Consider the following 26,057-nt stretch of genomic DNA (forward strand, 5'->3'; position numbering starts at 1 on the left):
TCCGTGCCGTTTTCGGCGGACGGAATGCAGGCGCCGGCATCGGGCGAAATAACCGGGTCAGTGGAACGAATCACCACAGGCGCAGGAGCCACCGGCATTGGGGTTGTCGATGGTGAAGCCCTGCTTGGAGATTGTGTCCTCGAAGTCGATGCTGGCTCCACTGAGGTACGGCACGCTCATCTTGTCCACCACAACTTCGACGCCGTCATAGTCGCGGACGGCATCTCCATCGAGGAGGCGCTCGTCGAAGTAAAGCTGGTAAATGAGGCCGGAGCAGCCGCCGGGCTGGACGGCAACGCGGAGGCGGAGATCGGTCCGGCCTTCCTGCTCCAGGAGGCTGCGCACCTTGCCTGCTGCGACGTCGGTCAGTTTGACCTCATGTGCGGCCAGTTCATCGCTGGCAGCGCTGGTGGTCTCGGTGATGTTCTCGTTGGTTGCAGTGCTCATTTGGCCTACCTTAGGACGGTCCTGGCGGCCCCGCGTCAGCGGTGCCTGCCCCTACGGATACGGTACGGGCTATAGCTACATGCTACTTCGGTCAGCCCTGTAGCTCTAACTCCTGACGTAACCAAGCCGGTCCGCTGATTGTTCCCAATGGTGAAGGAATGCCGGCATCAGGGGCCCCGGATCAGGCCAGGCCTTCTGTGTTCAGCCGGGCGAGCAGCAGCGCCTCGGCCACCACGGCGTTCTGGAAATCACCAATGTGGAGGGACTCGTTGGCACTGTGGGCGCGGGAATCGGGATCCTCGACACCGGTCACGAGGATCTGGACTTCCGGATAAACGTCCATCAGGTCCGCGATAAACGGAATTGACCCGCCGATTCCAGTCTCCACCGCCGGAACACCCCAGGCCTCCCCCAGCGCCCACATTGCGAACTTCGCCGCCTTTGAGGATGTATCAGCGAGGAACGACTTTCCGCTTTCTCCCGGAGTGAACACCACCTTTGCCCCAAAGGGTGCATTGGCCTGGACGTGGGCTTGAACGGCTTCCATCGCTGCCGCCGGATCCTGGCGGGGCGCCAGGCGCAGGCTGAACTTGGCACGCGCCCGCGGCAGGAGCGTATTTGAGGCCACGTCCACGGCGGGAGCATCGAAGCCGATGATGGACAGCGCGGGCTTGGTCCACAGCCGGGCGGCGATGCTGCCTGTGCCTGCGAGCCGGACGCCATCGAGAACGGAGGAATCGGCACGGTACTCCGCTTCGGTGAGCTCCACGCCGACGTTGTCATTCGATACGAGGCCTTCGATCGCCACGTTGCCGTCTGCATCGTGCAGGGTGGCAATCAAACGGGACAGCAGGGTTGGCGCATCCAGTACGGGGCCGCCGAACATGCCCGAGTGGACAGCATGATCCAGCACCTGAACTTCAATGGTTCCGTCCACAAGGCCGCGCAGGCTGGTGGTAAGGGCGGGAATGCCCACCTTCCAGTTGCTGGAGTCGGCCACCACGATCACATCGGCCTTCAGCAGTTCCCGGTGCGTTTCCAGGAACGAACGGAAGGTGGGAGAACCAGCTTCCTCCTCCCCTTCGAAGAAAAACGTCACACCAAGCCCGAATTCCGCGCCCAGCACTTCGGTCGCTGCGGCATAGGCGGCCACATGGGCCATGATCCCGGCCTTGTCGTCAGCAGCGCCGCGTCCGTACAGCCTGCCGTCCCGTTCGACGGCGGCAAAAGGCTCTGTTTCCCACAGCGCCCGGTCTCCGGGCGGCTGGACATCGTGGTGGGCGTACAGCAGGATGGTCGGCTTCCCTTCTGCCGCCTGGCGACGTGCGACGACGGCAGGACCGCCGGGAGTGCCGTCGTCCTTGCTACTGCGCAGGACCTGGACATCCTCCACGCCGGCGGTGCGCAAAAGTTCCGCTACGGCCTGCGCGCTGGCTTCCAAGGGGGCGGGATCGAAACTCGGCCAGGCGATGCCGGGAATGGCCACAAGTTCCTTGAGCCGGTCGAGGGTGGTATCGAAGGAAACTGCGACGGATAGCCTGAGTTGGTCCGAGTCGATGGTCCGTGCAGGGTGACCGGAGCCGGGGGTGTTGGCGTCGGACGGGTTGGCTGCTGGAGTGGGAGTCATGGCGAACACAATACCCGCGCCGAATCTCCTTGGGCCGCAAGGTATTCTGTTCACGTGTTCGGACGTAAAAAGGAAGCGCCAACGGCGCAGCAATCAATAGACCAGCAGGCCGCTGAAGCGGCAGCCCGGCAGGATGCCGCGTTGGGCAAGGGTGCGCCCACGCCCAAGCGCAAAGCCCAGGAGGCCGCCCGCAAACGGCCCCTGGTGCCGGAGGACCGCAAGGCGTCCAAGGCCGTTGAGCGCCAGGCCATCCAGGACCAGCGGACCAAAATGCGCCAGGCGCTCGATACAGGTGATGAGAAATTCCTGCCCTTGCGCGACAAGGGACCGCAGAAGCGTTATGCCCGCGACTACGTGGATGCGCGCTTCAGCCTGGGCGAATACCTGATGTTCGGTGCCCTCGTATTTGTCATCATTTCCCTGATCGTGCCGGCTTCGAGCGAGCAGATGGTTTATGTCCTGGGCGGTTTCTGGGTCATGTTCCTGGCCGTCTTTGTGGATGTGTTCATTCTGTCCCGGCAACTCCGCAAGAAGCTAACCGAGAAGTTCGGCGAGGTTGAGCGTGGCACGGTCTGGTATGGCTCCATGCGCTCCCTGCAGTTCCGCAAACTGCGCCTGCCCAAACCGCTTGTGAAGCGCGGGCAATACCCGTCCTGATATGCATGCCGGACCAAGCGCCGGCAGCGCATTTCTTCTTAGACAGCAAAACCCCGGCAGTCAGGCTGCCGGGGTTTTGTTGCTTAATCAGCTGTTGCGCCGAGCTTTCGCCAGGCCGCGGTTGATCCGGGACGCCCAGAAGGGCCCCTCGTACAGGAAGGCCGTGTAGCCCTGGACCAGCGTGGCGCCGGCATCCAGGCGGTCCTGGACGTCTTTGGCCGTCTCGACGCCGCCGACGGCCACCAGCGTGATTGCACCCCCGGTGGCCTCCTTGAGGCGGCGAAGGACTTCCAAGGAACGCTGCTTCAGCGGTGCCCCGGATAGGCCCCCGGCACCACATTCCTCCACTTTCGCAGCCGGAGACGCCAGCCCCTCACGCCCGATCGTCGTATTCGTGGCAATAATGCCGTCCAGCTTGAGGTCCAGGGCCAGCTTGGCGACGTCGTCGATGTCCTCATCGCTCAGGTCCGGTGCAATCTTCACCAGCAGCGGGACGTGCCGGCCAGCCGCCTTGTCCGCCTCGTGCCCCACGGCGGTCAGCAGCGGACGGAGCGTCTGGACATCCTGCAGGAGACGCAGCCCGGGCGTGTTCGGTGAGCTGACGTTGACCACCAGATAGTCTGCGGCCGGCGCCAGGCTCCTTGCACTGATCAGGTAATCGGCCACGGCGTCGTCGAGTTCCACAACTTTGCTCTTGCCAATGTTCACCCCGATCACGGGGCGCACGGTGGGATGCCGGCGCTGCAGCGCCGCGCGTGCCGCTTTGAGGCGCGGTTCGACGGCGGCAGCGCCATCGTTGTTGAACCCCATCCGGTTAATAACAGCCCGGTCCTCGATGAGCCTGAAAAGGCGCGGCTTCTCGTTGCCCGGCTGCGCCTGCCCGGTGATGGTTCCTACTTCTACATGGCCAAAACCAAGTTCGGCGAGGGCCTCGATGCCGAATCCCTCCTTGTCGAACCCGGCTGCGAGGCCGAACGGGGACGGGAAGATCAGCCCAAAGGCAGAAGTCTGCAAGGAGGCCGCAGGCGCCGTGAACCGGTGCAGCAGCCTTCCTGCGCCGGAAGTATGGGCAAGTTTGATTCCCTTGAATCCGATCTTGTGGGCGCGTTCCGCGTCCATCCACGAAAAGGCCAGCCTGAAGAATGTCGGATATACGCGCATGGCTCTAGTTTTCCGTCTCGGACGGTCCAGACCAAACCGGGCCGCCATACATGCGGCTCCGGCTAGCATAAAGCCATGAGGTGGCAGCCAGATATCCTCGGTGCTGGCTTCGAAGCCTGCACCTTCGAGGCCGGGGGCGAAGACGGCGTCCAGCGCACCGCCACGCTGGTGCGCTTCCGTCCGGCGAAGGAACCGGCAGCCACCCGCCGGCGCCGGACAGTGCTGTTCCTCCATGGTTGGAGCGACTACTTCTTCAATGTGGACCTGGCGCAGTTTTGGACACACAGCGGCTACGAGTTCTACGCCCTCGACATGCATAACCACGGCCGCAGCCTGCGCCCGGAAACGCCGGGCGGCTACGTGGCGAACCTGGCGGACTATGACACCGAGATCGAAGCGGCCATCGCCATCATTCGGGCCGACACGCACAGGCCGGAACTGGAAGCCAAGGCCTCCCTCACGCTGATGGGCCACTCCACCGGCGGCCTGGTGGCCGCCCTCTGGGTCAGCAACCACCCCGGAGCGGCCTCCCAGCTGGTGTTAAACAGTCCCTGGCTGGAGATGCACGGCAGCTCGCTGGTCCGCCGTGCTGCGTCCACGATGGTGGGACCCGTGGCGCGGTTCCGGCCGGAGGCTGTCCTGCGGCTGCCCGAGCGGGGGTTCTATTGGCGGACCATCAGCAGTTCAGCCGACGGCGAGTGGCCGCTTGACGACAGGTTCCGTCCGCCCATGGCATTTCCGCTCCGCGCGGGCTGGCTCAGCGCCATCCTGGCCGGCCACACCAAGGTGGCCCGTGGCCTGGACATCGACATACCCATCCTGGTGCTGCTGTCCCGGGGAAGCGCCACCGGGCCGTTCTGGTCCGAGGAAATGCGGCGCACCGACGCGGTACTGGACGTCAACATCATCGCCCTCCGCGCCCTGACACTGGGGCGCAGCGTCACGGTGGAACGGATCGACGGCGCGCTCCACGACGTCTTCCTCTCCCCTGCCAAAGTGCGGGCAGACGCCTATGCGCGGCTCGCCCGCTGGCTCCGGGGTTACGGTACGGCTGAACCCGGTGCGGCGTCGACGGCGCCGCCGTAGCGACGGTCCCGCTGGGCGTAGATTTCGACGGCGTCCCACAGGGTCCGCCGGTCGACGTCGGGCCACAGCGTGTCCATAAAGACGAACTCCGCGTAGGCCGACTGCCACAGCAGGAAGTTGGAGAGCCGCTGCTCCCCCGAGCTCCGCAGGAAAAGGTCCACGTCCGGCAGGTCCGGCTCGTCGAGGAACTTCTGGATGGTTTTCTCGGTGATGGCACCGGGCTTGAGCCGGCCTGCGGCAACCTCGGCGGCAATTGCCGATACTGCGTCTGTGATTTCCGCCCGGCCGCCGTAATTAACACACATTGTCAACGTGCAGGTGCTGTTGCCCGCGGTAAATTCCTCGGCCTCTTCGAGTTCGCGGATCACCGAGCCCCACAGCCTGGGACGCCGGCCGGACCACCGCACGCGGACACCCCACTCGTCCAGCTGGTTTCGCTGCCTTCGTAGCACGTCCTTGTTAAAACCCATCAGGAAGCGGACCTCTTCAGGTGAGCGGCGCCAGTTTTCGGTGGAGAATGCATAGACGCTCACGAACTCGATGCCCAACTCGATGGCGCCCGCCACGACATCCAGGAGGGCAGGCTCGCCCGCCTTGTGACCCTCGATCCGCGGCAGGCCCCGCTGGTTGGCCCAACGGCCGTTTCCGTCCATCACAATAGCCACATGGCGGGGGACGAATTCGGCGGGGATCGCCGGGGCAACCGCGCCTGAAGGGTGCGGATACGGTGCCACCACAGGGGTGGTCCGTTGCCGCGAAGGACTTTTCTTTTTTCCCAGGGCCACTGTCAGCCACGCTCCACATGTTTGAGGGATTTCAGGACACGCTCAAGGTGCCATTGCAGGTATACGGCCACCAGCCCCGCAGCCTCCCGGCGGTGCGGCACCTGCGAACCGTCCGTCGTCGTCCAGTCCCCCGTCAGCAAGGCACCCAGCAGTACGACGGTCTCTGCCGCCGGCGCAGGCGAACCCGGTGGCCTGCAGTCGGCGCAGACCATGCCGCCGAGCGGAGCTGAAAACGCCGTATGGGGGCCGGGCCGGCCGCAGCGGGCGCAGTTAGTGAAACTCGGCGCCCAGCCGCCGGTGGCAAGAGCGCGCAGGAGATAGGAATCGAGGATCAGTCCGGGCGCATGTTCGGCCCGGCTCAGCGATGCCAGCGCACCCACCAGCAGGTTGTACTGGGCGGTGCCGGCTTCGCCGTCGACATCCGTCAGTTTCTCCGCAGTTTCGGTCATGGCAGCGGCAACGGTGTAGCGGCCATAGTCTGCGGCGATGTTGCTGCCGTAGGCGCCCTTGGCAACCGCCTGGGTGACGATGTCCAGTGTCTTTCCGGAGACCAGTTGCAGGTCTGCAACCATGAAGGGCTCCAGCCGCGCCCCAAACTTGCTGCTGGTCCGCCGTACTCCCTTGGCGACGGCGCGGATTTGACCGTGGTGCTTGGTCAGCAGGGTGATGATGCGGTCGGCCTCGCCCAGCTTGTGGGTACGAAGCACCACGGCGTCATCCCGGTAAGACCGGGCAGCAAAGGATTGTTGGACCACGGTTAATCTTCGCACTGAGTTCCGGAAAGCCGGCGATGCCGGCGCGTTGCGCGCCGGTATTCCCGGCGCGCAACGCATTCCGAATCAGGCGCGGGAATCCCGGATGGCCCGGTTGACTGCGGAAATGACGGCCTTGAGCGAGGACATGCTGGTGTTGGCATCAATGCCGACACCCCACAGGACCCGCTCCCCCACGGCGCACTCGACGTAGGCTGCGGCCATGGCGCTGCCGCCTTCCGAAAGGGCATGCTCGCTGTAGTCCAGCACCCGGACATCCACGCCGTCCTCGCGCAGGATGCTCAACAGCGCCGCAATGGGCCCGTTTCCGGTGCCCGTCCGTCGGGCCTGGACACCGTCAACAGTGAGCGAGGCGTGCAGGGTCATCCCGCCGTCGTCATCGGTTTCGGTGCTGACGGAACCGAGCGAGTAGCGGCCCCACTGGCCGTCCGTTTCGCTGGAGGGCAGGTACTCGTCCTGGAAATGCTGCCATAACTGGGCGCCGCTGACTTCGCCGCCCACGGTATCGGTCTTCTTCTGGATGACGCCCGAAAATTCCATCTGGGCGCGGCGCGGCAGGTCCAGGCTGTGTTCGTTCTTGAGCAGGTAGGCCACGCCACCCTTGCCGGACTGCGAGTTGACCCGGATGACGGCCTCGTAGCTGCGGCCCAGGTCCTTGGGGTCAACGGGCAGGTACGGGACTTGCCAGGTGAAGTCCGCGACGTCCTTGCCGGCGGCTGCGGCGTCCTTCTCCAGCGCCTCGAAGCCCTTCTTGATGGCGTCCTGGTGCGAGCCTGAGAATGCGGTAAACACGAGGTCGCCGCCGTAGGGGGAACGCTCTGCGACGGGGAGCTGGTTGCAGTACTCCACCGTGCGCCGGATCTCGTCGATGTCGGAGAAGTCGATCATGGGATCGATACCCTGCACGAACATGTTCAGGCCCAGGGTGACGAGGTCCACGTTGCCGGTCCGCTCGCCGTTGCCGAACAGGCAGCCCTCGATCCGATCCGCGCCGGCCAGGTACCCCAGCTCGGCGGCGGCCACGCCGGTGCCCCGGTCATTGTGCGGGTGCAGGGACAGGATGATGCCTTCGCGCGGGTGCAGGTTCCGGCTCATCCATTCGATGGAATCGGCGTAAACGTTCGGAGTGGCCATTTCCACCGTGGCGGGCAGGTTGATGATGACCTGGCTGTCGGCGGATGCTTCGAAGACGTCGGCGATGGCGTTGCAGACCCGGACGGCGTAGTCCAGTTCGGTTCCGGTGAACGACTCCGGCGAGTATTCATAGGTGATGTGCGTGTCCACGAGGGTTTCCTCGTACTTCTTGCACAGCCGGGCGCCCTGGAGCGCGATGTCCAGAATGCCGTCCTGATCCTGGTTGAACACCACTCGGCGCTGCAGGACGGACGTTGAGTTGTACAGGTGGACGATGGCCTGCTTCGCGCCAACCAAGGACTCATAGGTCCGTTCGATCAGGTGCTCGCGTGCCTGGGTGAGGACCTGGATGGTGACGTCGTCCGGGATGTGGTTTCCGACGATGAGCTGACGGACAAAGTCGAAATCGGTCTGCGAAGCAGACGGGAAGCCGACTTCAATTTCCTTGTAGCCCATGCGGACCAGCAGATCGAACATCTTCATCTTGCGGGCGGGGCTCATCGGGTCGATCAGCGCCTGGTTGCCGTCACGCAGGTCCACGGCGCACCAGCGCGGGGCCTTCTTGATGACCTTGTCCGGCCACGTGCGGTCAGGCAGTTCAACGGTGATCAGATCCTGGAACGGCGCGTAGCGGTGGACGGGCATTCCGGAGGGCTTCTGTGCGTTTCGCATTACTATCGGGGCCTTTTCTGTGGTTCAAATCTGAAAGGGTGGCCGGGCAACACAAACTCCGCGACGAGGATGGGCCTTGCGCTAGATCGCGTCTGAGGCCTCGCCGCGGCAGCTAAGAAGGAGCAGTTCTGCGCGCACCATTTCACAGTAACACGGGTGCGTAAGATGAAGGAGCAACACCTCCAGCACCGTCCACAATGCAGACGCCGCGCCGGTGCAACCGACGGCCGCGGCTCGTCACACGAAGGAGCTCTTGTGCCCATCTCGGGGATCGATCTGTCCAACATTGACCACACCGTCAGGCCGCAGGACGACCTGTACCAGCACGTGAACGGGTCCTGGCTCAAGGCCACGGAAATTCCGGATGACCGGCCCCTCGAGGGAACATTCACCGCACTGCGCGACGGAGCGGAAATCGCGGTCCGGGACATCATCGAGGAAGCAGCCGCCAAAGGCGAGGCCGCCAGCGGGATTGAACGGAAGGTCGGCGAGCTCTACAACAGCTTTATGGATGAAGCCACCGTGGAGGCCAAGGGAATGGAGCCGATCCGCGGTCGCCTTGCCGACGTGTTCGCCACCACCACCGTTGCCGACCTTGTAGCCCTGGCCGGGCGCCTGTTCCGGTCAGACGTTTCCGGGCTCTTCTACATTTACCCGGCTCCGGACGCGGGCAACCCGGACCGCATCCTGCTCTATACCGGCCAGGGCGGCCTCGGACTGCCGGACGAGTCCTACTACCGGGAAGAAAAGTTCGCCCCGATGGTCAAGGCCTATGGCGAGCATGTCCGGACCATGTTCACCCTGGCAGGGGTGGCCGATCCGGAGACGGCGGCCGCGCGCGTCGTTGCGCTCGAAACCAAACTTGCTTCCCATCACTGGGACAACGTCACCCTGCGCGACCCGCAGAAGACCTACAACCTTAAATCCGCCGAGGAAGCAGCCACGCTGTTCCCGCTGCTAAATACCTGGTTCGAAGCTGCCGGGATCGACCCCGACAAAAGCAGCGAAATCGTCGTGAGCACTCCGGACTTCTTCAGCGGGGCCGCTGGCCTGCTGGAGTCCGAACCGCTCCCTGTGTGGCAGGAGTGGCTCGCCCTGCGCGTCGTCAACGGCGCGGCGCCCTATCTGTCCGCCGAGTTCGTTGATGCCAACTTCTCCTTCTACGGAACAACCATCAGCGGCACCCCCCGGAACAAGGACCGCTGGAAGCGGGCCGTCGCCGTCGTGGAAGCGGCGCTCGGTGAGGCCGTCGGGCAGATTTACGTCTCGAAGCACTTCCCCGAATCTCACAAAGCCCGCATGCAGACCTTGGTGTCCAACCTGATCGAGGCCTACCGGCAGTCCATCACCGGCCTTGCGTGGATGGGTGCGGAAACCAAGGCTGAGGCGCTGCGGAAACTGGAGGCCTTCCGCGCCAAGATCGGCTACCCCGACAAGTGGATCGATTACTCCGCTGTGGAGATCGACCCCGCGGACCTTCTGGGCAACGTCGAGCGGGCCCACAACGCCGACGTCAACCGCCACTTGGATGAGGTGGGCAAACCGGTGGACCTCAACAAGTGGCTTATGACACCGCAGACGGTGAACGCGTACTACCACCCGATGCTCAACGAGATCGTGTTCCCGGCGGCCATCCTGCAGCCACCGTTCTTCACGGCCGACGCCGATGACGCCGTCAACTACGGCGGCATCGGAGCGGTGATCGGCCACGAGATTGGCCACGGTTTTGATGACCAGGGGTCGCAGTTCGACGGCGGCGGCGCGCTGCGGAACTGGTGGACCGAGGATGACAGGACGGCCTTTGAGGAGCTCACGGCGAAGCTCGTGGCACAGTTCGACGCGTTGTCGCCGTATGCCGCGCCAGGGCACAACGTCAACGGCAAGCTGACGCTCGGGGAAAACATCGGCGACCTCGGTGGCCTGACCATCGCCTACAAGGCTTATCTCCTCAGCCTCGATGGCAGGGAACCCGAGGTGCTGGACGGACTGACGGGGCAGCAGCGGTTCTTCGCGTCCTGGGCGGCCGGCTGGCGGCAGGTGATCCGGTCTGAAGAGGCCATCAGGAGGCTCGCCACGGATCCCCACTCCCCCAACGAGTTCAGGACCAACGCCATTGCCAAGAACCTCGACGCCTTCCACGAGGCCTTTGGCGTGACCGGGCAGGACGGCATGTGGATGCCTCAGGAAGCCCGCGTCAGCATCTGGTAATCATCCCGGCAGAGACACCGGGAGGCGGGGCCTCCTGGCCCCGCCTCCGGTGTCTACTGGGTTCTGCCGTCAGTCCTGGACGATCAGCACCGGGTTGGCCTGCTGGCACACAGTATCGCCGGCCGTCTGGTTGACGATGTCCTCGGGCAGGGCGGCGCCCGCGCTGGCGCCGTAGGTTGCCCCGGCAGTGAAGTCAGTTCCAAGGTAGACCTGGACTCCGGCGACGCGGGGTGCCAGCTGGACCTGGGCGGCCGGGATCCCGAGCAGCGCAGCCACATCGGCTGCGACGTCGGCGAATTCAGTACCATAGTAGACAACGCTCTGCGCGACAGGTGCGGCTTGTAGCGGCCCGGATTGGGTGAAACCGCCGGTGATCAAGGCCTGCACGATTTCCTGGGCGCGCCCCGGGATGCCGCTGCCGTTGGCCACGGTGACTGGCTGCAGCGCCTTGTCATACGTGGGCACAGCCGGGGCTGTTTCTGTGGGCAGGGCTGTCGTTTCTGTCGGCGCCGGGGTAGGAGTGGTGGGCGCAGTTGGATCCGTGAGGTCCACGTCCTCGCGGAGTGCCGCAAACAGCTGTGACCCTGCGGGCTCCGCAATCTGCAGGCGGTTGATATCCGTGGCCGCCGGCGTGTTGGGCACGGCCACAAACGCCACCTTGCTGATGTCGATGTCCTTCAGCCGGCTACCTATACTCACGAGCGACGGCACGGAGGCCAGCCCCTCATCCACGGTGAGGTTCTTGGTCACAACATCGGCGATGTTCAGCATTTTAGAGGGGTCGGACAGTGTGCCGTCGTCCTTGATCTTGCGCGTAAGGGAGGACAGGAATCCCTGCTGTGCCCTGATCCGGCCGAGATCGCCGCCATCGGCGAAGGCGTGCCTGGTCCGCAGGAAGGCAAGGGCCATTTCACCCTTGACCGAGGATGTGCCCTTCGGCAGGCGCAGCCGGGAGTCCGGATCGTAGACGGCGTCACTGATGCACACGTCAACGCCGCCCACCGTGTTGGAGAGTTCCTTCACAGCGGTAAAGTCCGCCATCATGAAGTGATCGATCTCCAGGCCAGTCAGTTTGTTGACCGTGTCTACGGCGCAGCCGATGCCGGCTTCATTCATGGCCTCGTTGATCATGGCACCGCTGCGGGCAGGATACGTCCGTTTGGTCTTCTGGTCGGTGCACTCCGGAATATCGACCAGCAGGTCCCGGGGGAAGCTGATGACGCTGACGCGCTTATTGTCCGCCGATACGTCCATCAGCATCATGACGTCGGACTTGCCGTAACCGGTTGAGGCGTCCGCAGAGCCGTACTCCGCGTTTGCGCCGTCCCTGGTATCCGAGCCCAGGATCAGAATCTGCATCCGCTCCGATTTGTCGGCCCCGGGGTTCGCGGTGCCGCCGGCGTTCAGCGGCGCAGTCGTGATGTTGGATTGAAGCCGAAAATACCAATACCCGGCAAAACCAAGACCGCCGACCACCAGGACGGTCACCACTGCGGTAGTCACCTTCAGCCACGCCCGCATCCGGCTGCGGGAGCCGAGATGCCGGGCGACGCCGACGGCGGTGGCATCAGCGTGGCGGGAGACCGGACCGGTCCCGGCTGACGCGTCAGCTCCGTACTCGCGATTGTCGCGGCCTCGCCCCATGTGTGGTGTACCTTCCTTGAAAAAATTGAATCCGGCCTATTTTAGTTGCCCAGTCTGGGAACTTCCCGACGACCGGCAGGGGCATGGTGTAAGGGCCGCGTCAGAAGCCCAGCTTGACCAGCTGCTTCGGGTCACGCTGCCAGTCCTTTGCCACCTTCACATGCAGGTCAAGGTAGATTCGGGCGCCGAGCAGCGCCTCGATCCCCTTGCGGGCGGTGGTACCGACTTCGCGGAGCCGTGCGCCGCCTTTGCCGATGATGATGGCCTTCTGCGACGGACGCTCCACATAAAGGTTGACCCGGACGTCGAGGAAGGGCCTGTCCTCGGGCCGGCCTTCACGCGGAACAATCTCATCAACGACGACCGCCAGTGAGTGCGGCAGTTCGTCCCGTACGCCCTCGAGGGCCGCTTCCCGGATGAGTTCCGCGATCATCACAGCTTCCGGTTCGTCCGTCAGGTGGCCATCCGGATACAGGGGCGGCGATGCTGGCATGTGGCTGATCAGGACGTCTGCGAGGGTGTCGACCTGGAACCCGTCGGTGGCGGAAACGGGCACGATGTCTTTCCAGCCGTCCTCGCCGATGACATCCCGGCCCAATGCAGCGACGGCGAGCAACTGCTCCGTGAGCGCCTGCCGGTCCACGGTGTCCGCCTTGGTGACGACCGCGATGACCGGCTTGTTGCCGATGGCGGCGAGCTGTGCGGCGATGTACTTGTCGCCCGGGCCGATCTTCTCGTTGGCGGGAAGGCAGAAGCCGATCGCGTCCACCTCGGCGAGGGTGTCGGCGACGAGTTCGTTCAACCGTTTTCCCAGCAGGGTTCGGGGGCGGTGCAGGCCAGGCGTATCAACCAGGATCAACTGGGCGTCATCGCGGTGCACGATCCCTCGGATGGTGTGCCGCGTGGTCTGCGGCTTGGCGGAAGTGATCGCCACCTTCTGGCCCACCAGGGCGTTCGTCAGGGTTGATTTGCCCGCGTTCGGCCGCCCCACGAGGACCGCAAAGCCCGCCCTGTATCCGCCGAACTCTGTTGCGGCTGAATCCGGGCTTGCCGGACGACTATTTTTCTTGCTCACGTGGAACTCCCTGCTGGGTTGCTTCCGCCTCGTCGAGGACGTCTTCAAGGTCAGTGTCTGTCTTTGGTGCTGCTGCGGCAATGATGTGGCTGACGCGGTTGCGGCGGCCCTCGAGCCGTTCGGCGAGCAGTGAGATGCCATCCACCTCCACGCGGCTGCCCACAATGGGAACGCGGCCCAGGGCCTTGGCCAGCAGCCCGCCCACGGTGTCAACTTCGTCGTCGTCGAGCTCTATGTCGAACAGTTCTCCGAGGTCATCGATGCTCATCCGGGCGCTCACGCGGTACGAACCACTGCCCAGGGCCACGGCCTCGGCGCTTTCCGTGTCATATTCGTCCACGATTTCGCCGACGATTTCCTCGATGAGGTCTTCGAGGGTGACAAGGCCGGCCGTGCCACCGTATTCGTCGATCACGATGGCCACGTGGGTTGACTCCTTCTGCAGCTCCCGGAGGAGGTCGCTCACCGGCTTGGACTCCGGGACGTACCGCACCCCGCGGGCCAAGGCTTCGACCGGGGGCGGCTCGTCGTCGGGCCCCAGCTCATGAAGCGTCGCCGCAACGTCCTTGAGGTAGACAATTCCGAGAATCTGGTCCGTATTGTCTCGGATCACGGGGATCCGAGAGTAGCCCGACCGCAGGAACATCGACATGGCCCGCCTGAGGCTGGAACCGGCGTCGATGCTGAGGATATCGGTCCTGGGCACCATTACGGCGCGCACCAGGGTATCGCCGAAGTCAAAGACTGATTGGATCATTTCCGCTTCGGTGTCTTCGATCATGTCCGATTCAGAGGCCCGGTCCACGAGTTCGCGGAATTCCTGTTCGCTGAAGAACGCGTCATCACCGGCAGGGGCGCCGGGAGCGGCGGCACTGCCCAGCGCCACGAGCCACCCGGGAATGGGACCGAGGACCCAGGTCAGGAACCTGATCAGCGATGCCGTATACCGGACCACCGCGGCCGAATGGAGCCTGCCGATCTGCCGCGGGGAAACTCCCACGATGACGAAGCCGAGCAAGGCCATGATCCCGGTTGCGGCAAGCCCGGCCAGCCAGACGTTGTCCAGCAGGCTGTGGAGCAGCACAGCCACCGCCACGGCTGAAGCCATCTCGAACCAGACCCGCCAGAACCTCAACGCCCGGATGTGGGCCACCGGCTGGGCCAGGATGCGCTGCATGGCGTTTCCGCGGCTTTTCAGCAGCGCGTCTTCGGCGTCATGCCGGGAAAGAAACGTGAACGCGGCCTCGGCTGCGGTCAGGAGTGCTGCGGTGCTGAGGAAGGCCAGGGCCATGCCGACAAGGAGCAGGGGCGTCACTGCGTGGTCTCGGCGGGTGCTTCTTTGCCGGTGAAGCCGGAAAGCAGCTGGCGCTGGAGGCCGAACATCTCTTCCTTTTCCTCGGGCTCTGCGTGGTCATAGCCGAGCAGGTGGAGGATCCCGTGGGTGGTCAGCAGCATCATCTCATCCTGCAGGGAATGCCCGGCGTTGGCTGCCTGCACCTGCGCCACCTGGGGGCACACGGCAATGTCACCCAGCATCCCTTGTGGAGTGGGCCGGTCCGGCGTACCGGGGGTCAGTTCGTCCATGGGAACCGAGAGCACGTCTGTGGATCCGGGCTCGTCCATCAGTTCGATGTGGAGCTTTTCCATGGCTGGTTCATCCACCAGGAGAATGGAGAGTTCAGCCTGCGGGTGGATAAACAACTGCTCGAAAACGTACCGGGACAGTGCCACGAGCTCGGCTTCGTCAACCTGGATGCCGGATTCGTTGTTAACCTCAATGCTCACGCGTTTTCCCCCCGCTTTTCCCGGCTCACCGAGTGTTTTACTTTGCTCCGCTGGACGTCATCCCAGAGACTGTAGGCACGCACGATGTCACCCACAAGACGGTGGCGGACCACGTCAGTGGAGTCCAGGACGGTGAAGTTCACGTCCTCGATTCCCTGCAGGATCTCCTCTACGATCCGCAGGCCCGACCGGGTGCCAAAGGGAAGGTCCACCTGGGTGACGTCGCCGGTGACCACCATTTTGGACCCGAAGCCCAAGCGCGTCAGAAACATCTTCATCTGTTCCGGTGTGGTGTTCTGCGCTTCGTCCAGAATGATGAAGGCGTCATTGAGCGTGCGCCCCCGCATGTAGGCCAGCGGCGCCACTTCGATGGTTCCCGCCGCCATCAGCCGCGGGATGGACTCAGGGTCCATCATGTCGTGCAGTGCGTCGTACAGCGGGCGCAGGTAGGGATCGATCTTGTCGCTCAGGGTGCCCGGCAGGAATCCCAGCCGTTCGCCGGCCTCGACTGCGGGCCTGGTCAGGATAATGCGGCTGACTTCCTTCTGCTGGAGGGCCTGAACAGCCTTGGCCATCGCGAGGTACGTCTTACCCGTGCCTGCAGGGCCAATCCCGAAAATCACTGTGTTCGCGTCAATTGCGTCCACGTAGTTCTTCTGGTTCAGGGTTTTGGGCCGGATGGTCTTCCCCCGGCTGGAGAGGATGTCATGAGTGAGGACATCCACAGGGTTCTGCAATGACTGGCTGCGGAGCAGCGCAACGAGCTGGTGCAGCACCGCGGGGCTGATGACGGTGCCGCGGGCCACGAGGCCGCGCACTTCATGCAGGAGCCGCATAATGCGCGGAACTTCGTTGGCAGGGCCGCTGATGGACAGCTCGTTTCCACGGACGTGGAAGTTCACCGACGGGAACTGCTCTTCGATGTAACGCAAGGCCTCGTCATGGCTGCCGAGCGATTGGACCATCTGGTCGGAGTTGTCAAAGAGAACCACCTCCGTCCGGACACCAGGAAGTGAATGGGGGAATTCTGCGGCGGCGCGGTCAGTATTGAGCCGGCGCTTTCCGTTCGCTGATTCAGTCATGGTGCTGGCCCGCGGGCCTGTGGTCTCCTCCAGTTCGAAACTTAAAGTGCCGCCGGCTGCTGTGTGGACGGGGCTGTTGCCGAGCACGCAGGAGCCAGCGGAGTCCTACCATCTTACGCCAGGAGGCACCTCCCGGCAGCGCCCGGCGGTCGCCGGGAAAGGTACCCGTCACCAGCGTGCTGCGGGACGGTTGCCGTCATTAGGTATCAACTTCATATCAGGCGCATATCGTTCCCGTTGCAGTTGCACCGGCAGCCGGGATCTGGTCCTTTTGGCAGAACCGGTTATGCCATGCTGGAAATCACAGCCGTCCGGGGACCGGCTCACGGGGCCAAGGCCTCACCATTTCACAGCCGGGAAAGGACAGGCCACGAGAGTGCCGCAAACAGCGACCCCCCTTACTGCCAGACGCGCCGAGCCGCGCTTCCGTCCGCAACGCCTCCTGGGTCTACTGCCAGCATTCCTCCTTCTCACCGGTTGCATCGCGGACCCCAACCCCGGGCCCAACCCGACGGCAAACTCCAGCCAGGCTGCCACCGGCTCACCCGGGGGCCCCTCCACCAGCGCGCCCTTGGAAACCACACAGTCTTCCAACAAGGCACCCGTCTACTGGATTGGCCGAAGCAACAACAACGTGTTCCTGTACCGGGAGTTCCGGGACGTGCCGGAGCAGGAGAATCCTGTGACACGTGCCCTCCGGGCCATGATGTCGGAGAAGCCGCTGGACCCGGATTTCTTCACGCCCTGGCAGAATCCGGAGAAACTTGCCTCGTCCATCTCCGGCAAGAACGTCATCACGGTCGACATCTCCGAAGATGCCTTTAACAGCAATCTCGACGCCGACATGGCTGGCCGCGCCATCCAGCAGCTGGTCTTTACCGCTACGGCGGCGGCTGCGAGTTCCGGCCTGATCGATTCCGGCCAGCAGATCCAGGTCAGGATCCTGGTGGATAGCCACACCGACTACGTTGCCTTCAACCACATCCAGCTTGGCGACCCAATGTCCCGGGCTGCCGGAATGGTGGCGCCTGTCTGGATCATCGATCCGCAGGAAGGGACGGACCTGGCAGGCGGAAGCGTCAAGATCACCGGCCGCAGCACGGTTCCTGGCGGCAAGCTCCGCTGGCAGATCCTGCGGGCCGAAGCGAACGGGAACAAGGCGCCCTACCTCACCGGGGAGACCACTGCAGCGGCCGAAGCGGCCCAGGCCGGAGTGTTCACGCTTGCGCTGAGCCTGTCCGCCGGGAACTATGAGCTCCGTGTTTCGCAGGTGGAGACAGCCGGCAGCAGCCAGGAGCTGAATGTGGATACGCGGAACTTCAAAATCCGGTAGCAGGCCGCGTCAGGACACTGGCGCTGTCCAGCGTCCCAGTACATCGCTCGCCAGGACAACAGCTGCCGGTCCGGCCGTGGATGACCTGAGGACGTGCTGGCCCAAGAGGGCCGTCACGGCCCCGGCGTCGCAAAGCCGGGTGACTTCGCGGGGACTGATTCCGCCTTCCGGGCCAACGATGAGCAGAATTTCCAGGGGTCCGGTGTCAGCCTGGGCGCCCTGCCATAATTCCAGGACGGACCGGAGCGGCCGAACCGCGTCTTCGTGCAGGATTACGGCCAGATCCGCTGCCGCCACTGCCGCCGCAAGGCCTGGCGTTTCGACGGCGGCGCGCACCTCGGGGATCCAGGCGCGGCGTGCCTGCTTGGCGGCGGCAGTGACCACGGACTGCCATTTTGCGTGGGCCTTGGCCGCGCGCTCACCCTTCCAGCGGACGATTGAGCGCTCGGCCTGCCAGGGAATTACGGCATCAATCCCGAGTTCGGTTGCCGTTTCCACGGCCAGTTCGTCGCGGTCCCCCTTGGCGAGGGCCTGCACCAGCACCAGCCGGATGTCGGGCCGGTCCTCCACGGCGACGGCGGAGCATTCCACGGTAAGCTCTGCCGGCGACGCCGAGACAACAGTTCCCGTCAGCCGTTTTCCGGCGCCGTCGGCAATGTCCACGGCCTCTCCAGGAGATAGCCGTTTCACGGTCACGGCGTGGCGTGCCTCCGGCCCTTGAAGGATAAATCGGGCACCTGGCACCAGCTCGTCGAGCGCCCCGGCACTGCTGAAGAAAACGGGATTGCTCACCGCTACAGGTTACCGAACCGGTCCCGCAGCTTGGCAAAGACGCCGCCGCTGGCTGCCAGTTTGCCTTCCGTGAACTGCTCGCCCCGAAGCTTCGCCAGCTGCCGCAGGAGGTCCTCCTGCGCCGCATCCAGCTTGGCTGGCGTCTCAACCTGCAGATGGACCATCAGATCCCCGCGGCCGTAACCGCGCAGGTGCGTCACGCCGAGTCCGCGGAGCGTGATGATCTCCCCTGACTGCGTGCCCGCCTTGACGTCGATCTCCTGCAGTCCGTCAAAGGTTTCCAGTGACAGCTCGGTGCCCAGGGCGGCGGCTGTCATCGGAATGTGAAGTGTCGCGTGCAGGTCGTCGCCGTCGCGGGCGTAGGTGGCGTCGTTGTTGACCCGCAGTTCCACATAGAGGTCCCCGGATGGTCCTCCGGCCGGGCCCGCTTCGCCTTGCCCGGAAAGCTGGATCCGCGTGCCCGTGGCAACACCGGCGGGCACCTTGATGGTGAGGGACCGCCGGCTGCGAATGCGGCCCTGTCCGCTGCATTCGTTGCAAGGGTCCTTGATGACCGTCCCGAAACCATCGCAGCTGCCGCACGGGGCCGCCGTCATGACCTGGCCCAGGATGGAGCGCACGGCACGCTGAACCTGGCCGCTGCCGCCGCAGATATCGCAGCGGACAGGGTGGCTGCCTTCGCGGCAGCATGACCCGTTGCAGGTGGGGCAGGTGACCGCGGTGTCCACTTCGAGTTTCCGGTTGACGCCGAACACGGCATCGCGCAGTTCGATTCGGACACTGATCAGTGCGTCCTGGCCGCGGCGGACCCGGGACGCGGGGCCGGAGGAGCCGCCCGCGCCGAAGAACGTGTCGAAGATATCCTGGAACGCGAAGCCCTGGCCGGAGTATCCGCCGCCGCCGAACCCGTTGTCGGTGCCGTTCTCGTTGCCGGTGGTGTCATAGATCCGTCGCTTCTGCGGGTCCGAAAGTACCTCGTAGGCGTGGGTCACGGCCTTGAAGCGGTCCGAAGCATCCTCCCCGGGGTTTACATCCGGGTGAAGAGTGCGGGCCAGCTTGCGGTAGGCCTTCTTGATCTCTTCCCCGGTGGCTTCCGGCGAGACTCCGAGGACGTCGTAGTGGCTGCTCAAAGTTCGTATCTCTTCCTTGTTGTACTGCCGGCAGGCGGGCTGCCGGCACTGCTCTTCGTGCCTGGACCGTAGTGCTGTTACGGACCCAGAATTCTTGAAAGGTAACGGGCTACTGCCCTGACGGCGGCCATGGTGGTGGGATAGTCCATCCGGGTGGGGCCCAGCACACCGATCTTGGCGGTGCTGTCTGGTCCGTAGCCCGTGGCCACCACGGAGGCTTCCGCGAGCCCGTCGTACGGGTTTTCACGCCCGATGCTGACTGCCACACCCCTCGGATCCTGCGCCATGTCGCTTAGGAGGCGCAACAGGACAACCTGCTCCTCGAGGGCTTCCAGGACCGGTCCGATACTGAGCGGAAAATCCACATTGGAGCGGGCGAGGTTCGCTGTTCCGGCCATGACCATGCGTTCCTCGCGGCTGTTGTGGGCGAGCGTTTCCAGCCCGTGGGCCAATGCCTGGGCCGCCGCACGCTGGCCCGGGCTGACGGACGAAACGACCCCCGGCAGCGACGGCGTCAGGCGGCTCAGCGAGATGCCCGCGAGGGACCCGAGGAAGTGTGCCCGCAACGACGCGACGGCGTCGTCGCCGAGGTTCTGGCCGACGTCGATTACGCGCTGTTCTACCTTGCCGGTGGTGGCGATGAGGACCACGAGGACCTGCCGCGGCGCAAGCAGGACGAATTCGATGTGGCGGATGGTGGCGCGGCTCAGATGCGGATACTGCACGACGGCGACCTGGTTGGTTAGCTGCGACAGCATCCTGACGGTCCTGTCCAGGACGTCGTCCAGATCGTCTGCGCCCTCCAGCAGCGCCTGGATCGCCCGCCGTTCCGCCTGGGAAAGCGGCTTTACCGCTGAAATCTGGTCCACAAACAGCCGGTAGCCTTTGTCTGTGGGGATCCGTCCGGCGCTGGTGTGCGGGGCAGTGATCAGGCCGTCGTCTTCCAAGGCCGCCATGTCGTTGCGGATAGTGGCGCTGGACACGCCGAGGTGGTGGCGTTCCACGAGCGCTTTGGAACCCACCGGCTCGCGGGAGTGCACATAGTCCTCCACGATGGCGCGCAGTACTTCGAGTTTGCGCGGCTCGCTCATACTCCACCTCCATCCGTGGTCACTGCGGGGTTAGCACTCGACATGCCTAAGTGCTAACAGTCTAATATGAGTCACCCCGTTGTTAGCATTGGTACCGCTCCGGGCGAAATTCCGGGCCAGGATCTAGCGGCAAGGCGGAATCAATCCATGCAATACCAGAACTGGGGTCCGCAGGAGATCACCGCGCCCGTCAGGAGCGAACTTCCTGAGGTTCCCGTGGAACGCGGCATGGTCCTTGAAGATGCCCAGTCCGGCTGGGTGGGAGCGGTGACCCGGGTGGAGAAGTCCGGCGGCATGCATGTCGTGGCCCTCGAAGACCGGCGAGGCAAGTCCCGGTCCTTCCGGCTCGGTTTCGGGTTCCTCCTGGAGGGGCAGCCCATCCGGCTCGTTCCCCCGGCGCCCAGGCAGGCCGCCCCCGTGGCGGCCGGCCGGACGGCGTCCGGCTCAGTCCGCGTGGCCGGCCAGCGTGCCCAGGTGGCCAAGGCGAGCAGAATCTGGGTGGAAGGCAAACACGACGCCGAACTGGTGGAGAAGGTCTGGGGTGACGATCTCCGCGTTGAGGGCATCGTCGTCGAACCTTTGCATGGCATTGATGACCTCACCGGGGCGGTGGCCGCGTTCGGTCCGGGTCCCGGCCGCCGGCTGGGGGTCCTGGTGGACCACCTGGTGCCGGACTCAAAGGAGTCTCGCATCGCTGCCGCCGTAATGGATTCCCCCGGCGCTGCCGGCAATGTCCTGATCGTCGGTCACCCTTACGTTGACGTGTGGCAGGCCATCCGGCCCGCTGTCCTGGGCATCGAACAGTGGCCTGTGGTGCCCCGCGGGCAGGACTGGAAGACGGGCATTCTGACAGCGTTCGGCTGGCCGCACTCCACCAAGGAAGATATTGGGCTTGGCTGGCAAAGGCTGCTGGGCGCTGTCCGCAGCTACGCGGATCTGGAGGCATCACTGCTCGGACGGGTGGAGGAAGTCATCGACTTCCTGACAGTGCATTAACGCCGGATCCGGCTCGGGGCGGCGGCATTTGGTGGCTGAACCAGTATTCTTGGTACTGCGGAGGCTGCAGTTGCTTTCAGTCCGGCATTCTCCAACCCAGCACCATTGCACTTTCGAAGGAAGAAAACCGTGGCACAAAACGCACGCGAGCACCGGGACGACCACGGCGGCCAGGGCCGTTCAGAGTACCAGGGCGTTCCGGCAAATGCGCTGCCGCTGACGGCCAGCGAAGACCGCCAGTGGGCCACGCTGGCGCATTTCGGCGGGATTCTCGGCTGTGTTCCGTCCCTGCTGATCTACCTGATTTTCCGTGAGCGCGGGCCGTTTACCGCCCAGGAATCCAAGGAAGCACTCAACTTCAGCCTGCCGCCCACCATTGCTGCGCTGGTGGCCAACGTCCTGGTGTTTATTCCGGTGGTGGGAAACATTTTCGCTGTCATCGCCACCCTGATCTGGATTGCCCTGACCTGCTTCTCGGTGGCCGCAGGTATCCATGTCAACAAGGGCCAGCCGCACCGTTACCAGTACAACCTGCGCTGGATCAAGTAGTCCCCACCCGCTAAGCGGCGTCCCGAGGGCCCCGACGCGAGCTTGCGAGAGTTGGGAAGGGACCGCCGCGCTAACCTCGCAGGCTCGGCCAGGGAACCCTGCGGGCGTGGGCCCACCACCGTTAGTCCGGCAGGATCCTGCGGACCACGGCATCGGCCAGCAGGCGCCCCTTCAGGGTCAAAACCAGCGTGCCGTGGAAGGCTGCCGGCGGCTCCACCAGGCCGTCCGCAATGAGCCCGGCCACGGCGTGCTGACCGTGTTCGCCCAGCGTTGACGTTGCCAGCCCCGACACGAGCCGGGCCTCAAGCATCACGCGCTCCACGTCGCGGGTTTCGGCGTCGAGCGTTTCCCGCCCGGCGGCCGGTGACAGGCCCTGGGCGAGCCGTCCGGCGTAGGCCGTAGGGTGCTTGACGTTCCACCACCGGACTCCGCCGACGTGTGAGTGCGCACCTGGTCCGATGCCCCACCAGTCGTCCCCCCGCCAGTACGCCAGATTATGCCGGCATGCCTGCTCCGGCGTCCGGGACCAGTTGCTAACCTCGTACCAGCTGAGGCCCGCCGCGCCGATCAGTTGGTCGGCGAGTTCGTACTTGTCGGCGTGGTCGTCGTCGTCGATCCCCGGGACTTCACCACGGCGGATCTGGGCGGCCAGCTTGGTGCCGTCCTCCACGATCAGCGCGTAGGCACTGATGTGGTCAGGCTGGTAGGACAGGGCCGTCTCCAGGGAGAACCGCCAGTCCGCCAGGGACTCCCCCGGCGTCCCGTAGATAAGATCCAGGCTCACGGCCAGTCCGGCGTCCCGCGCCCACTGGACCACCTGCGGCACGCGACTGGGCGTGTGCGTGCGGTCCAAGACCTTTAGGACATGGGGAACCGCGGACTGCATGCCAAAGGAAACCCGGGTGAACCCGGAGTCGGCCAGCACCTGCAGTGATGCAGGGGTGACCGAGTCCGGGTTTGCTTCGGTGGTCACTTCGGCGCCGGGTTCCAAGCCCCAGTTCCCGACGGCGGCTGTCAGGATTCGGGCGAGGTCTTCCGCAGGGAGCAGCGTGGGGGTGCCGCCGCCAAAGAAGACTGTACTCAGCGGCCGGTCCGGAACACCCGAGTCCCGCAGGGCGGTGGCGGCAAAGTCAACTTCGGACACGGCCGTGCTGGCGTAGGCGTCCTGCGACGCGCCGCCGCCCAGCTCGGTGGCCGTGTACGTGTTGAAGTCGCAGTATCCGCAGCGCACCGCGCAGAACGGAATGTGCACGTACAGTCCGAAGGCCCGGTCCGCAGCACCGTCCACTGCCTGGGCGGGCAGCAGACCGTCCGACGGAGCCGGGTCGCCGAGCGGAAGAGTGCTAGGCATTACAGGGGCCTCCGGTGTTGCCGGCCACTTTCATCACTACTTCTTGGCCTTGTCCTTGGACTCGTCAGTGGTCAACGCAGCGATGAAGGCTTCCTGGGGAACCTCAACACGGCCCACCATCTTCATCCGCTTTTTGCCTTCCTTCTGCTTCTCCAGCAGCTTGCGCTTACGGGAAATGTCGCCGCCGTAGCACTTGGCCAGAACGTCCTTGCGGATGGCGCGGATGCTTTCCCGGGCGATGATCCTGGAGCCGATGGCAGCCTGGATGGGCACTTCGAACTGCTGGCGGGGAATAAGCTCGCGCAGTTTGCCGGTCATCATCACACCGTAGGCATAAGCCTTCTCGCGGTGCGTGATGGCGGAGAAGGCATCCACCTGTTCACCCTGGAGCATGATGTCCACCTTGACCAGGTCGGCCACCTGCTCGCCGTCGGCCTTCCAGTCGAGCGAGCCGTAGCCCCGGGTCTTGGATTTGAGGATGTCAAAGAAATCGAACACGATCTCAGCAAGCGGCAACCGGTACCGGATTTCGACCCTGTCCTCGGACAGGTAGTCCATGCCGCCGATAACACCGCGGCGGCTCTGGCAAAGTTCCATGATGGCGCCCACGAACTCATTCGGAGCAAGGATGGTGGCAGCCACCATCGGCTCGCGGACCTCGGCGATCTTGCCGGAGGGGTATTCGCTGGGGTTGGTCACGTGGACCACCTTCTTGTCCTCCAGCGTTACCTCGTACTCCACGTTGGGGGCAGTGGAGATCAGGTCCAGATTGTATTCGCGTTCGAGCCGCTCCCTGGTGATTTCCAGGTGGAGCAGGCCGAGGAAGCCCACCCGGAAGCCGAATCCCAGCGCGGCGGACGTTTCCGGCTCATAGACCAGTGCCGCGTCGTTCAGCATCAGTTTCTCCAGCGCATCGCGGAGCACCGGATAGTCCGTGCCGTCCAGCGGATACAGGCCTGAGAAGACCATCGGCTTGGCATCGGCGTAGCCTGGAAGAGAGGCAGTGGCAGGCTTGGCCAGGTTGGTGACGGTGTCGCCCACCTTGGACAGGCGGACGTCCTTCACACCGGTGATGAGGTAGCCCACTTCGCCCACGCCGAGGCCTTTGGAGGGGGTGGGCTCCGGGGAGCTCACCCCGATCTCCAGGAGTTCGTGGGTGGCCCGGGTGGACATCATCTGGATGCGTTCACGGGGGTGCAGCATGCCGTCAACCACACGGACGTAGGTGACCACACCGCGGTAGGTATCGTAGACGGAGTCGAAGATCATGGCGCGCGCTGGGGCTGCCGGGTCCCCCACAGGGGCCGGCAGGTCGCGGACGATCTTGTCCAGCAGGACCTCGACGCCCATACCGGTCTTGCCGGAAACGCGGAGCACGTCGTCGGGGTCGCCGCCGATCAGACTGGCCAGTTCGGCCGCGTACTTCTCGGGCTGGGCTGCCGGGAGGTCGATCTTGTTCAGCACCGGGATGATGGTGAGGTTGTTTTCCATGGCCAGGTAGAGGTTCGCGAGAGTCTGCGCCTCGATGCCCTGCGCCGCGTCAACGAGCAGCACTGCCCCTTCGCAGGCGGCCAGCGAACGGGACACCTCGTAGGTGAAGTCCACGTGACCGGGCGTATCGATCATATTCAGCGCATAGCTGGTCCCATCGAGCTCCCAGGGCATGCGAACCGCCTGGGACTTGATAGTGATGCCGCGTTCGCGCTCAATGTCCATGCGATCCAGGTACTGGGCCTTCATGTCGCGGGACTTAACCACCCCGGTGAACTGCAGCATGCGGTCAGCCAGGGTGGATTTACCGTGGTCAATGTGCGCGATGATGCAGAAATTCCGAATGATGGCCGGATCAGTCGCGGCGGGCACCGGGGCGGTGCGGGCCATGGGAGACACGCAGGGTCCTTACTGTTGACATTCGTGCGACCGCCGCCAGGACGCACCGAAGGCACCCTGCGGCTGGACCGCACATTTGGAACCTCCAGTCTCCCACGTCCGGGCGCATCGTATTGCATCCAGGTCAAACCGGCCCTGGGGTCCGGCGATAGTGTTGGCCCATGACTTTCAACCTCCGCTCCTTGGCCAACGCCGTCCGGATCTCCGTCAGGGTCCTGCAGAACTTCCGTCCCGGCCCAACCCGACCTGCGGGACCGGACACGCCCGGCATCTATCCTGGCGACTTTGACGGCACGGCTGCCATAGAGTACGCCCCGCAGCCCGACGGCAGTCCCGACCCCGGCGAGATCGTGTGGACCTGGGTACCGTATGAAGAGGACCACAGCCGGGGCAAAGACCGTCCTGTTCTGCTGGTGGGCATGAGCGGCCGGTATCTGCTGGGAGTGATGCTCACCAGCAAGGACCACGACCATACCGGCAACGGCTCCGGAGACTACGTGGACATCGGGACCGGCAGTTGGGACCGCCAGCAGCGGCCCAGCGAGGCCAACCTGGGACGGATCCTGCAGATCAGACCGGACTCCATCCGGCGCGAAGGTGCTGTTCTGGACCGGAAACGCTTCGATCTGGTGGCTGCAGGCATCCGGCGCCGACACGGCTGGAAATAGCCCGCCAAATGGCCAGCCTGCGGGGGGTCTGCTATTCTGTATAGCTGTGTGTCCGTGCAGGTCGACGGCCACTCATGGTTGGTCGCCATAGGTATCCCCACGCCGCTCAGTCAATGGCCAA

The 26,057-nt window shown here is 64.5% G+C and carries 23 protein-coding genes; 7 read left to right on the forward strand and 16 right to left on the reverse strand.

Annotated elements, in window-relative coordinates; genetic code table 11:
* Positions 1-57 precede the first annotated feature (57 nt).
* Together FYJ92_RS09945 and FYJ92_RS09950 are read right to left on the reverse strand one after the other, a co-directional pair.
* On the reverse strand, positions 58-447 hold the full coding sequence (locus tag FYJ92_RS09945; RefSeq protein WP_056340087.1) for an iron-sulfur cluster assembly accessory protein: 390 nt from the start codon (positions 445-447) through the stop codon (positions 58-60).
* Between the two features lie 181 nt (positions 448-628).
* The gene (locus FYJ92_RS09950; protein WP_185260593.1) at positions 629-2,074 is read right to left on the reverse strand and encodes a dipeptidase; all 1,446 of its coding nucleotides are present in this window, start codon (positions 2,072-2,074) and stop codon (positions 629-631) included.
* 54 nt (positions 2,075-2,128) lie between these two features.
* Here FYJ92_RS09950 and FYJ92_RS09955 point away from each other — a divergent pair, with 54 nt between their 5' ends.
* A complete protein-coding gene (locus FYJ92_RS09955; RefSeq protein WP_185260594.1) occupies positions 2,129-2,731 on the forward strand; it encodes a DUF3043 domain-containing protein in 603 nt (200 codons plus the stop codon).
* An 87-nt stretch (positions 2,732-2,818) separates the two neighbouring features.
* On the opposite strand, the gene FYJ92_RS09960 is transcribed toward FYJ92_RS09955, so the two are convergent.
* Positions 2,819-3,892, reverse strand: a complete 1,074-nt coding sequence (locus tag FYJ92_RS09960) for a quinone-dependent dihydroorotate dehydrogenase (RefSeq protein ID WP_185260595.1) — start codon at positions 3,890-3,892, stop codon at positions 2,819-2,821.
* 75 nt (positions 3,893-3,967) lie between these two features.
* On the opposite strand from FYJ92_RS09960, the gene FYJ92_RS09965 reads away from it, so the two are divergent.
* A complete protein-coding gene (locus tag FYJ92_RS09965; protein WP_185260596.1) occupies positions 3,968-4,978 on the forward strand; it encodes an alpha/beta hydrolase in 1,011 nt (336 codons plus the stop codon).
* Here the strand turns inward: FYJ92_RS09965 and FYJ92_RS09970 are convergent.
* The 3 genes from FYJ92_RS09970 to leuA all read right to left on the reverse strand — a co-directional run bounded on the left by FYJ92_RS09970 (position 4,933) and on the right by leuA (position 8,342).
* Positions 4,933-5,763: an isoprenyl transferase gene (locus FYJ92_RS09970; protein ID WP_185260597.1), complete on the reverse strand. Its 831-nt coding sequence runs from the start codon at positions 5,761-5,763 to the stop codon at positions 4,933-4,935. The genes FYJ92_RS09965 and FYJ92_RS09970 overlap by 46 nt on opposite strands.
* 2 nt (positions 5,764-5,765) lie before the next feature.
* Positions 5,766-6,518 (reverse strand): DNA repair protein RecO, encoded by a 753-nt coding sequence (gene recO, locus FYJ92_RS09975; RefSeq protein WP_185260598.1) that lies wholly within the window; start codon positions 6,516-6,518, stop codon positions 5,766-5,768.
* An 84-nt stretch (positions 6,519-6,602) separates the two neighbouring features.
* Entirely contained in the window at positions 6,603-8,342 is a 1,740-nt protein-coding gene (leuA, locus tag FYJ92_RS09980) for a 2-isopropylmalate synthase (protein ID WP_185260599.1), read from the reverse strand.
* Between the two features lie 255 nt (positions 8,343-8,597).
* Between leuA and FYJ92_RS09985 the strand changes: the two genes are divergently transcribed.
* A complete protein-coding gene (locus FYJ92_RS09985; protein WP_255482012.1) occupies positions 8,598-10,550 on the forward strand; it encodes a M13 family metallopeptidase in 1,953 nt (650 codons plus the stop codon).
* A 69-nt stretch (positions 10,551-10,619) separates the two neighbouring features.
* Here the strand turns inward: FYJ92_RS09985 and FYJ92_RS09990 are convergent, their stop codons facing one another.
* From FYJ92_RS09990 to FYJ92_RS10010, 5 genes are all read right to left on the reverse strand, one after another.
* Entirely contained in the window at positions 10,620-12,194 is a 1,575-nt protein-coding gene (locus FYJ92_RS09990; RefSeq protein WP_185260601.1) for an LCP family protein, read from the reverse strand.
* Positions 12,195-12,294: 100 nt separating this feature from the next.
* Positions 12,295-13,269 carry a GTPase Era gene (gene era / locus FYJ92_RS09995; RefSeq protein WP_185260602.1) on the reverse strand — a complete coding sequence of 325 codons (975 nt, stop codon included), beginning with the start codon at positions 13,267-13,269 and terminating at the stop codon, positions 12,295-12,297.
* Positions 13,253-14,584, reverse strand: a complete 1,332-nt coding sequence (locus FYJ92_RS10000) for a hemolysin family protein (protein WP_185260603.1) — start codon at positions 14,582-14,584, stop codon at positions 13,253-13,255. The genes era and FYJ92_RS10000 overlap by 17 nt, the downstream gene beginning before the upstream one ends.
* Positions 14,581-15,054 carry an rRNA maturation RNase YbeY gene (ybeY, locus tag FYJ92_RS10005; RefSeq protein ID WP_185260604.1) on the reverse strand — a complete coding sequence of 158 codons (474 nt, stop codon included), beginning with the start codon at positions 15,052-15,054 and terminating at the stop codon, positions 14,581-14,583. Before ybeY ends, FYJ92_RS10000 begins: the two co-directional genes overlap by 4 nt.
* Positions 15,051-16,136 carry a PhoH family protein gene (locus FYJ92_RS10010; RefSeq protein ID WP_185260605.1) on the reverse strand — a complete coding sequence of 362 codons (1,086 nt, stop codon included), beginning with the start codon at positions 16,134-16,136 and terminating at the stop codon, positions 15,051-15,053. Before FYJ92_RS10010 ends, ybeY begins: the two co-directional genes overlap by 4 nt.
* A gap of 376 nt (positions 16,137-16,512) precedes the next feature.
* On the opposite strand from FYJ92_RS10010, the gene FYJ92_RS10015 reads away from it, so the two are divergent.
* On the forward strand, positions 16,513-17,469 hold the full coding sequence (locus FYJ92_RS10015) for a GerMN domain-containing protein (protein WP_370525922.1): 957 nt from the start codon (positions 16,513-16,515) through the stop codon (positions 17,467-17,469).
* A gap of 9 nt (positions 17,470-17,478) precedes the next feature.
* On the opposite strand, the gene FYJ92_RS10020 is transcribed toward FYJ92_RS10015, so the two are convergent.
* The 3 genes from FYJ92_RS10020 to hrcA all read right to left on the reverse strand — a co-directional run bounded on the left by FYJ92_RS10020 (position 17,479) and on the right by hrcA (position 20,482).
* Positions 17,479-18,261 carry a 16S rRNA (uracil(1498)-N(3))-methyltransferase gene (locus tag FYJ92_RS10020; protein ID WP_185260607.1) on the reverse strand — a complete coding sequence of 261 codons (783 nt, stop codon included), beginning with the start codon at positions 18,259-18,261 and terminating at the stop codon, positions 17,479-17,481.
* 2 nt (positions 18,262-18,263) lie between these two features.
* Entirely contained in the window at positions 18,264-19,391 is a 1,128-nt protein-coding gene (gene dnaJ / locus FYJ92_RS10025; RefSeq protein WP_185260608.1) for a molecular chaperone DnaJ, read from the reverse strand.
* A gap of 77 nt (positions 19,392-19,468) precedes the next feature.
* Positions 19,469-20,482, reverse strand: a complete 1,014-nt coding sequence (gene hrcA, locus FYJ92_RS10030) for a heat-inducible transcriptional repressor HrcA (protein ID WP_185260609.1) — start codon at positions 20,480-20,482, stop codon at positions 19,469-19,471.
* A gap of 147 nt (positions 20,483-20,629) precedes the next feature.
* Here hrcA and FYJ92_RS10035 point away from each other — a divergent pair, with 147 nt between their 5' ends.
* Positions 20,630-21,478: a DUF3097 domain-containing protein gene (locus FYJ92_RS10035; protein WP_185260610.1), complete on the forward strand. Its 849-nt coding sequence runs from the start codon at positions 20,630-20,632 to the stop codon at positions 21,476-21,478.
* Between the two features lie 129 nt (positions 21,479-21,607).
* Complete coding sequence (locus FYJ92_RS10040; protein WP_185260611.1) at positions 21,608-22,027, forward strand: DUF4870 domain-containing protein; 420 nt, start codon at positions 21,608-21,610, stop codon at positions 22,025-22,027.
* A gap of 121 nt (positions 22,028-22,148) precedes the next feature.
* Here the strand turns inward: FYJ92_RS10040 and hemW are convergent, their stop codons facing one another.
* Together hemW and lepA are read right to left on the reverse strand one after the other, a co-directional pair.
* Positions 22,149-23,378: a radical SAM family heme chaperone HemW gene (gene hemW / locus FYJ92_RS10045; RefSeq protein ID WP_185260612.1), complete on the reverse strand. Its 1,230-nt coding sequence runs from the start codon at positions 23,376-23,378 to the stop codon at positions 22,149-22,151.
* Between the two features lie 36 nt (positions 23,379-23,414).
* Positions 23,415-25,268, reverse strand: coding sequence for a translation elongation factor 4 (gene lepA / locus FYJ92_RS10050; protein WP_185260613.1), 1,854 nt, complete (start codon positions 25,266-25,268; stop codon positions 23,415-23,417).
* 161 nt (positions 25,269-25,429) lie between these two features.
* Here lepA and FYJ92_RS10055 point away from each other — a divergent pair, with 161 nt between their 5' ends.
* Positions 25,430-25,936: a type II toxin-antitoxin system PemK/MazF family toxin gene (locus FYJ92_RS10055; protein ID WP_185260614.1), complete on the forward strand. Its 507-nt coding sequence runs from the start codon at positions 25,430-25,432 to the stop codon at positions 25,934-25,936.
* Positions 25,937-26,057: the final 121 nt, after the last annotated feature.

Origin of the sequence: Pseudarthrobacter sp. NBSH8, assembly GCF_014217545.1 — a bacterium.
GTDB lineage: Bacteria > Actinomycetota > Actinomycetes > Actinomycetales > Micrococcaceae > Arthrobacter.

Coding starts and splice junctions, on each gene's coding strand:
- FYJ92_RS10010 (WP_185260605.1), bottom strand. CDS start 16,136: ATGACTGAATCAGCGAACGGAAAGCGCCGGCTCAATACTGACCGCGCC.
- FYJ92_RS09965 (WP_185260596.1), top strand. CDS start 3,968: ATGAGGTGGCAGCCAGATATCCTCGGTGCTGGCTTCGAAGCCTGCACC.
- FYJ92_RS10035 (WP_185260610.1), top strand. CDS start 20,630: ATGCAATACCAGAACTGGGGTCCGCAGGAGATCACCGCGCCCGTCAGG.
- FYJ92_RS09945 (WP_056340087.1), bottom strand. CDS start 447: ATGAGCACTGCAACCAACGAGAACATCACCGAGACCACCAGCGCTGCC.
- FYJ92_RS10055 (WP_185260614.1), top strand. CDS start 25,430: ATGACTTTCAACCTCCGCTCCTTGGCCAACGCCGTCCGGATCTCCGTC.
- leuA (WP_185260599.1), bottom strand. CDS start 8,342: ATGCGAAACGCACAGAAGCCCTCCGGAATGCCCGTCCACCGCTACGCG.
- FYJ92_RS09990 (WP_185260601.1), bottom strand. CDS start 12,194: ATGGGGCGAGGCCGCGACAATCGCGAGTACGGAGCTGACGCGTCAGCC.
- FYJ92_RS09950 (WP_185260593.1), bottom strand. CDS start 2,074: ATGACTCCCACTCCAGCAGCCAACCCGTCCGACGCCAACACCCCCGGC.
- hemW (WP_185260612.1), bottom strand. CDS start 23,378: ATGCCTAGCACTCTTCCGCTCGGCGACCCGGCTCCGTCGGACGGTCTG.
- hrcA (WP_185260609.1), bottom strand. CDS start 20,482: ATGAGCGAGCCGCGCAAACTCGAAGTACTGCGCGCCATCGTGGAGGAC.
- FYJ92_RS09960 (WP_185260595.1), bottom strand. CDS start 3,892: ATGCGCGTATATCCGACATTCTTCAGGCTGGCCTTTTCGTGGATGGAC.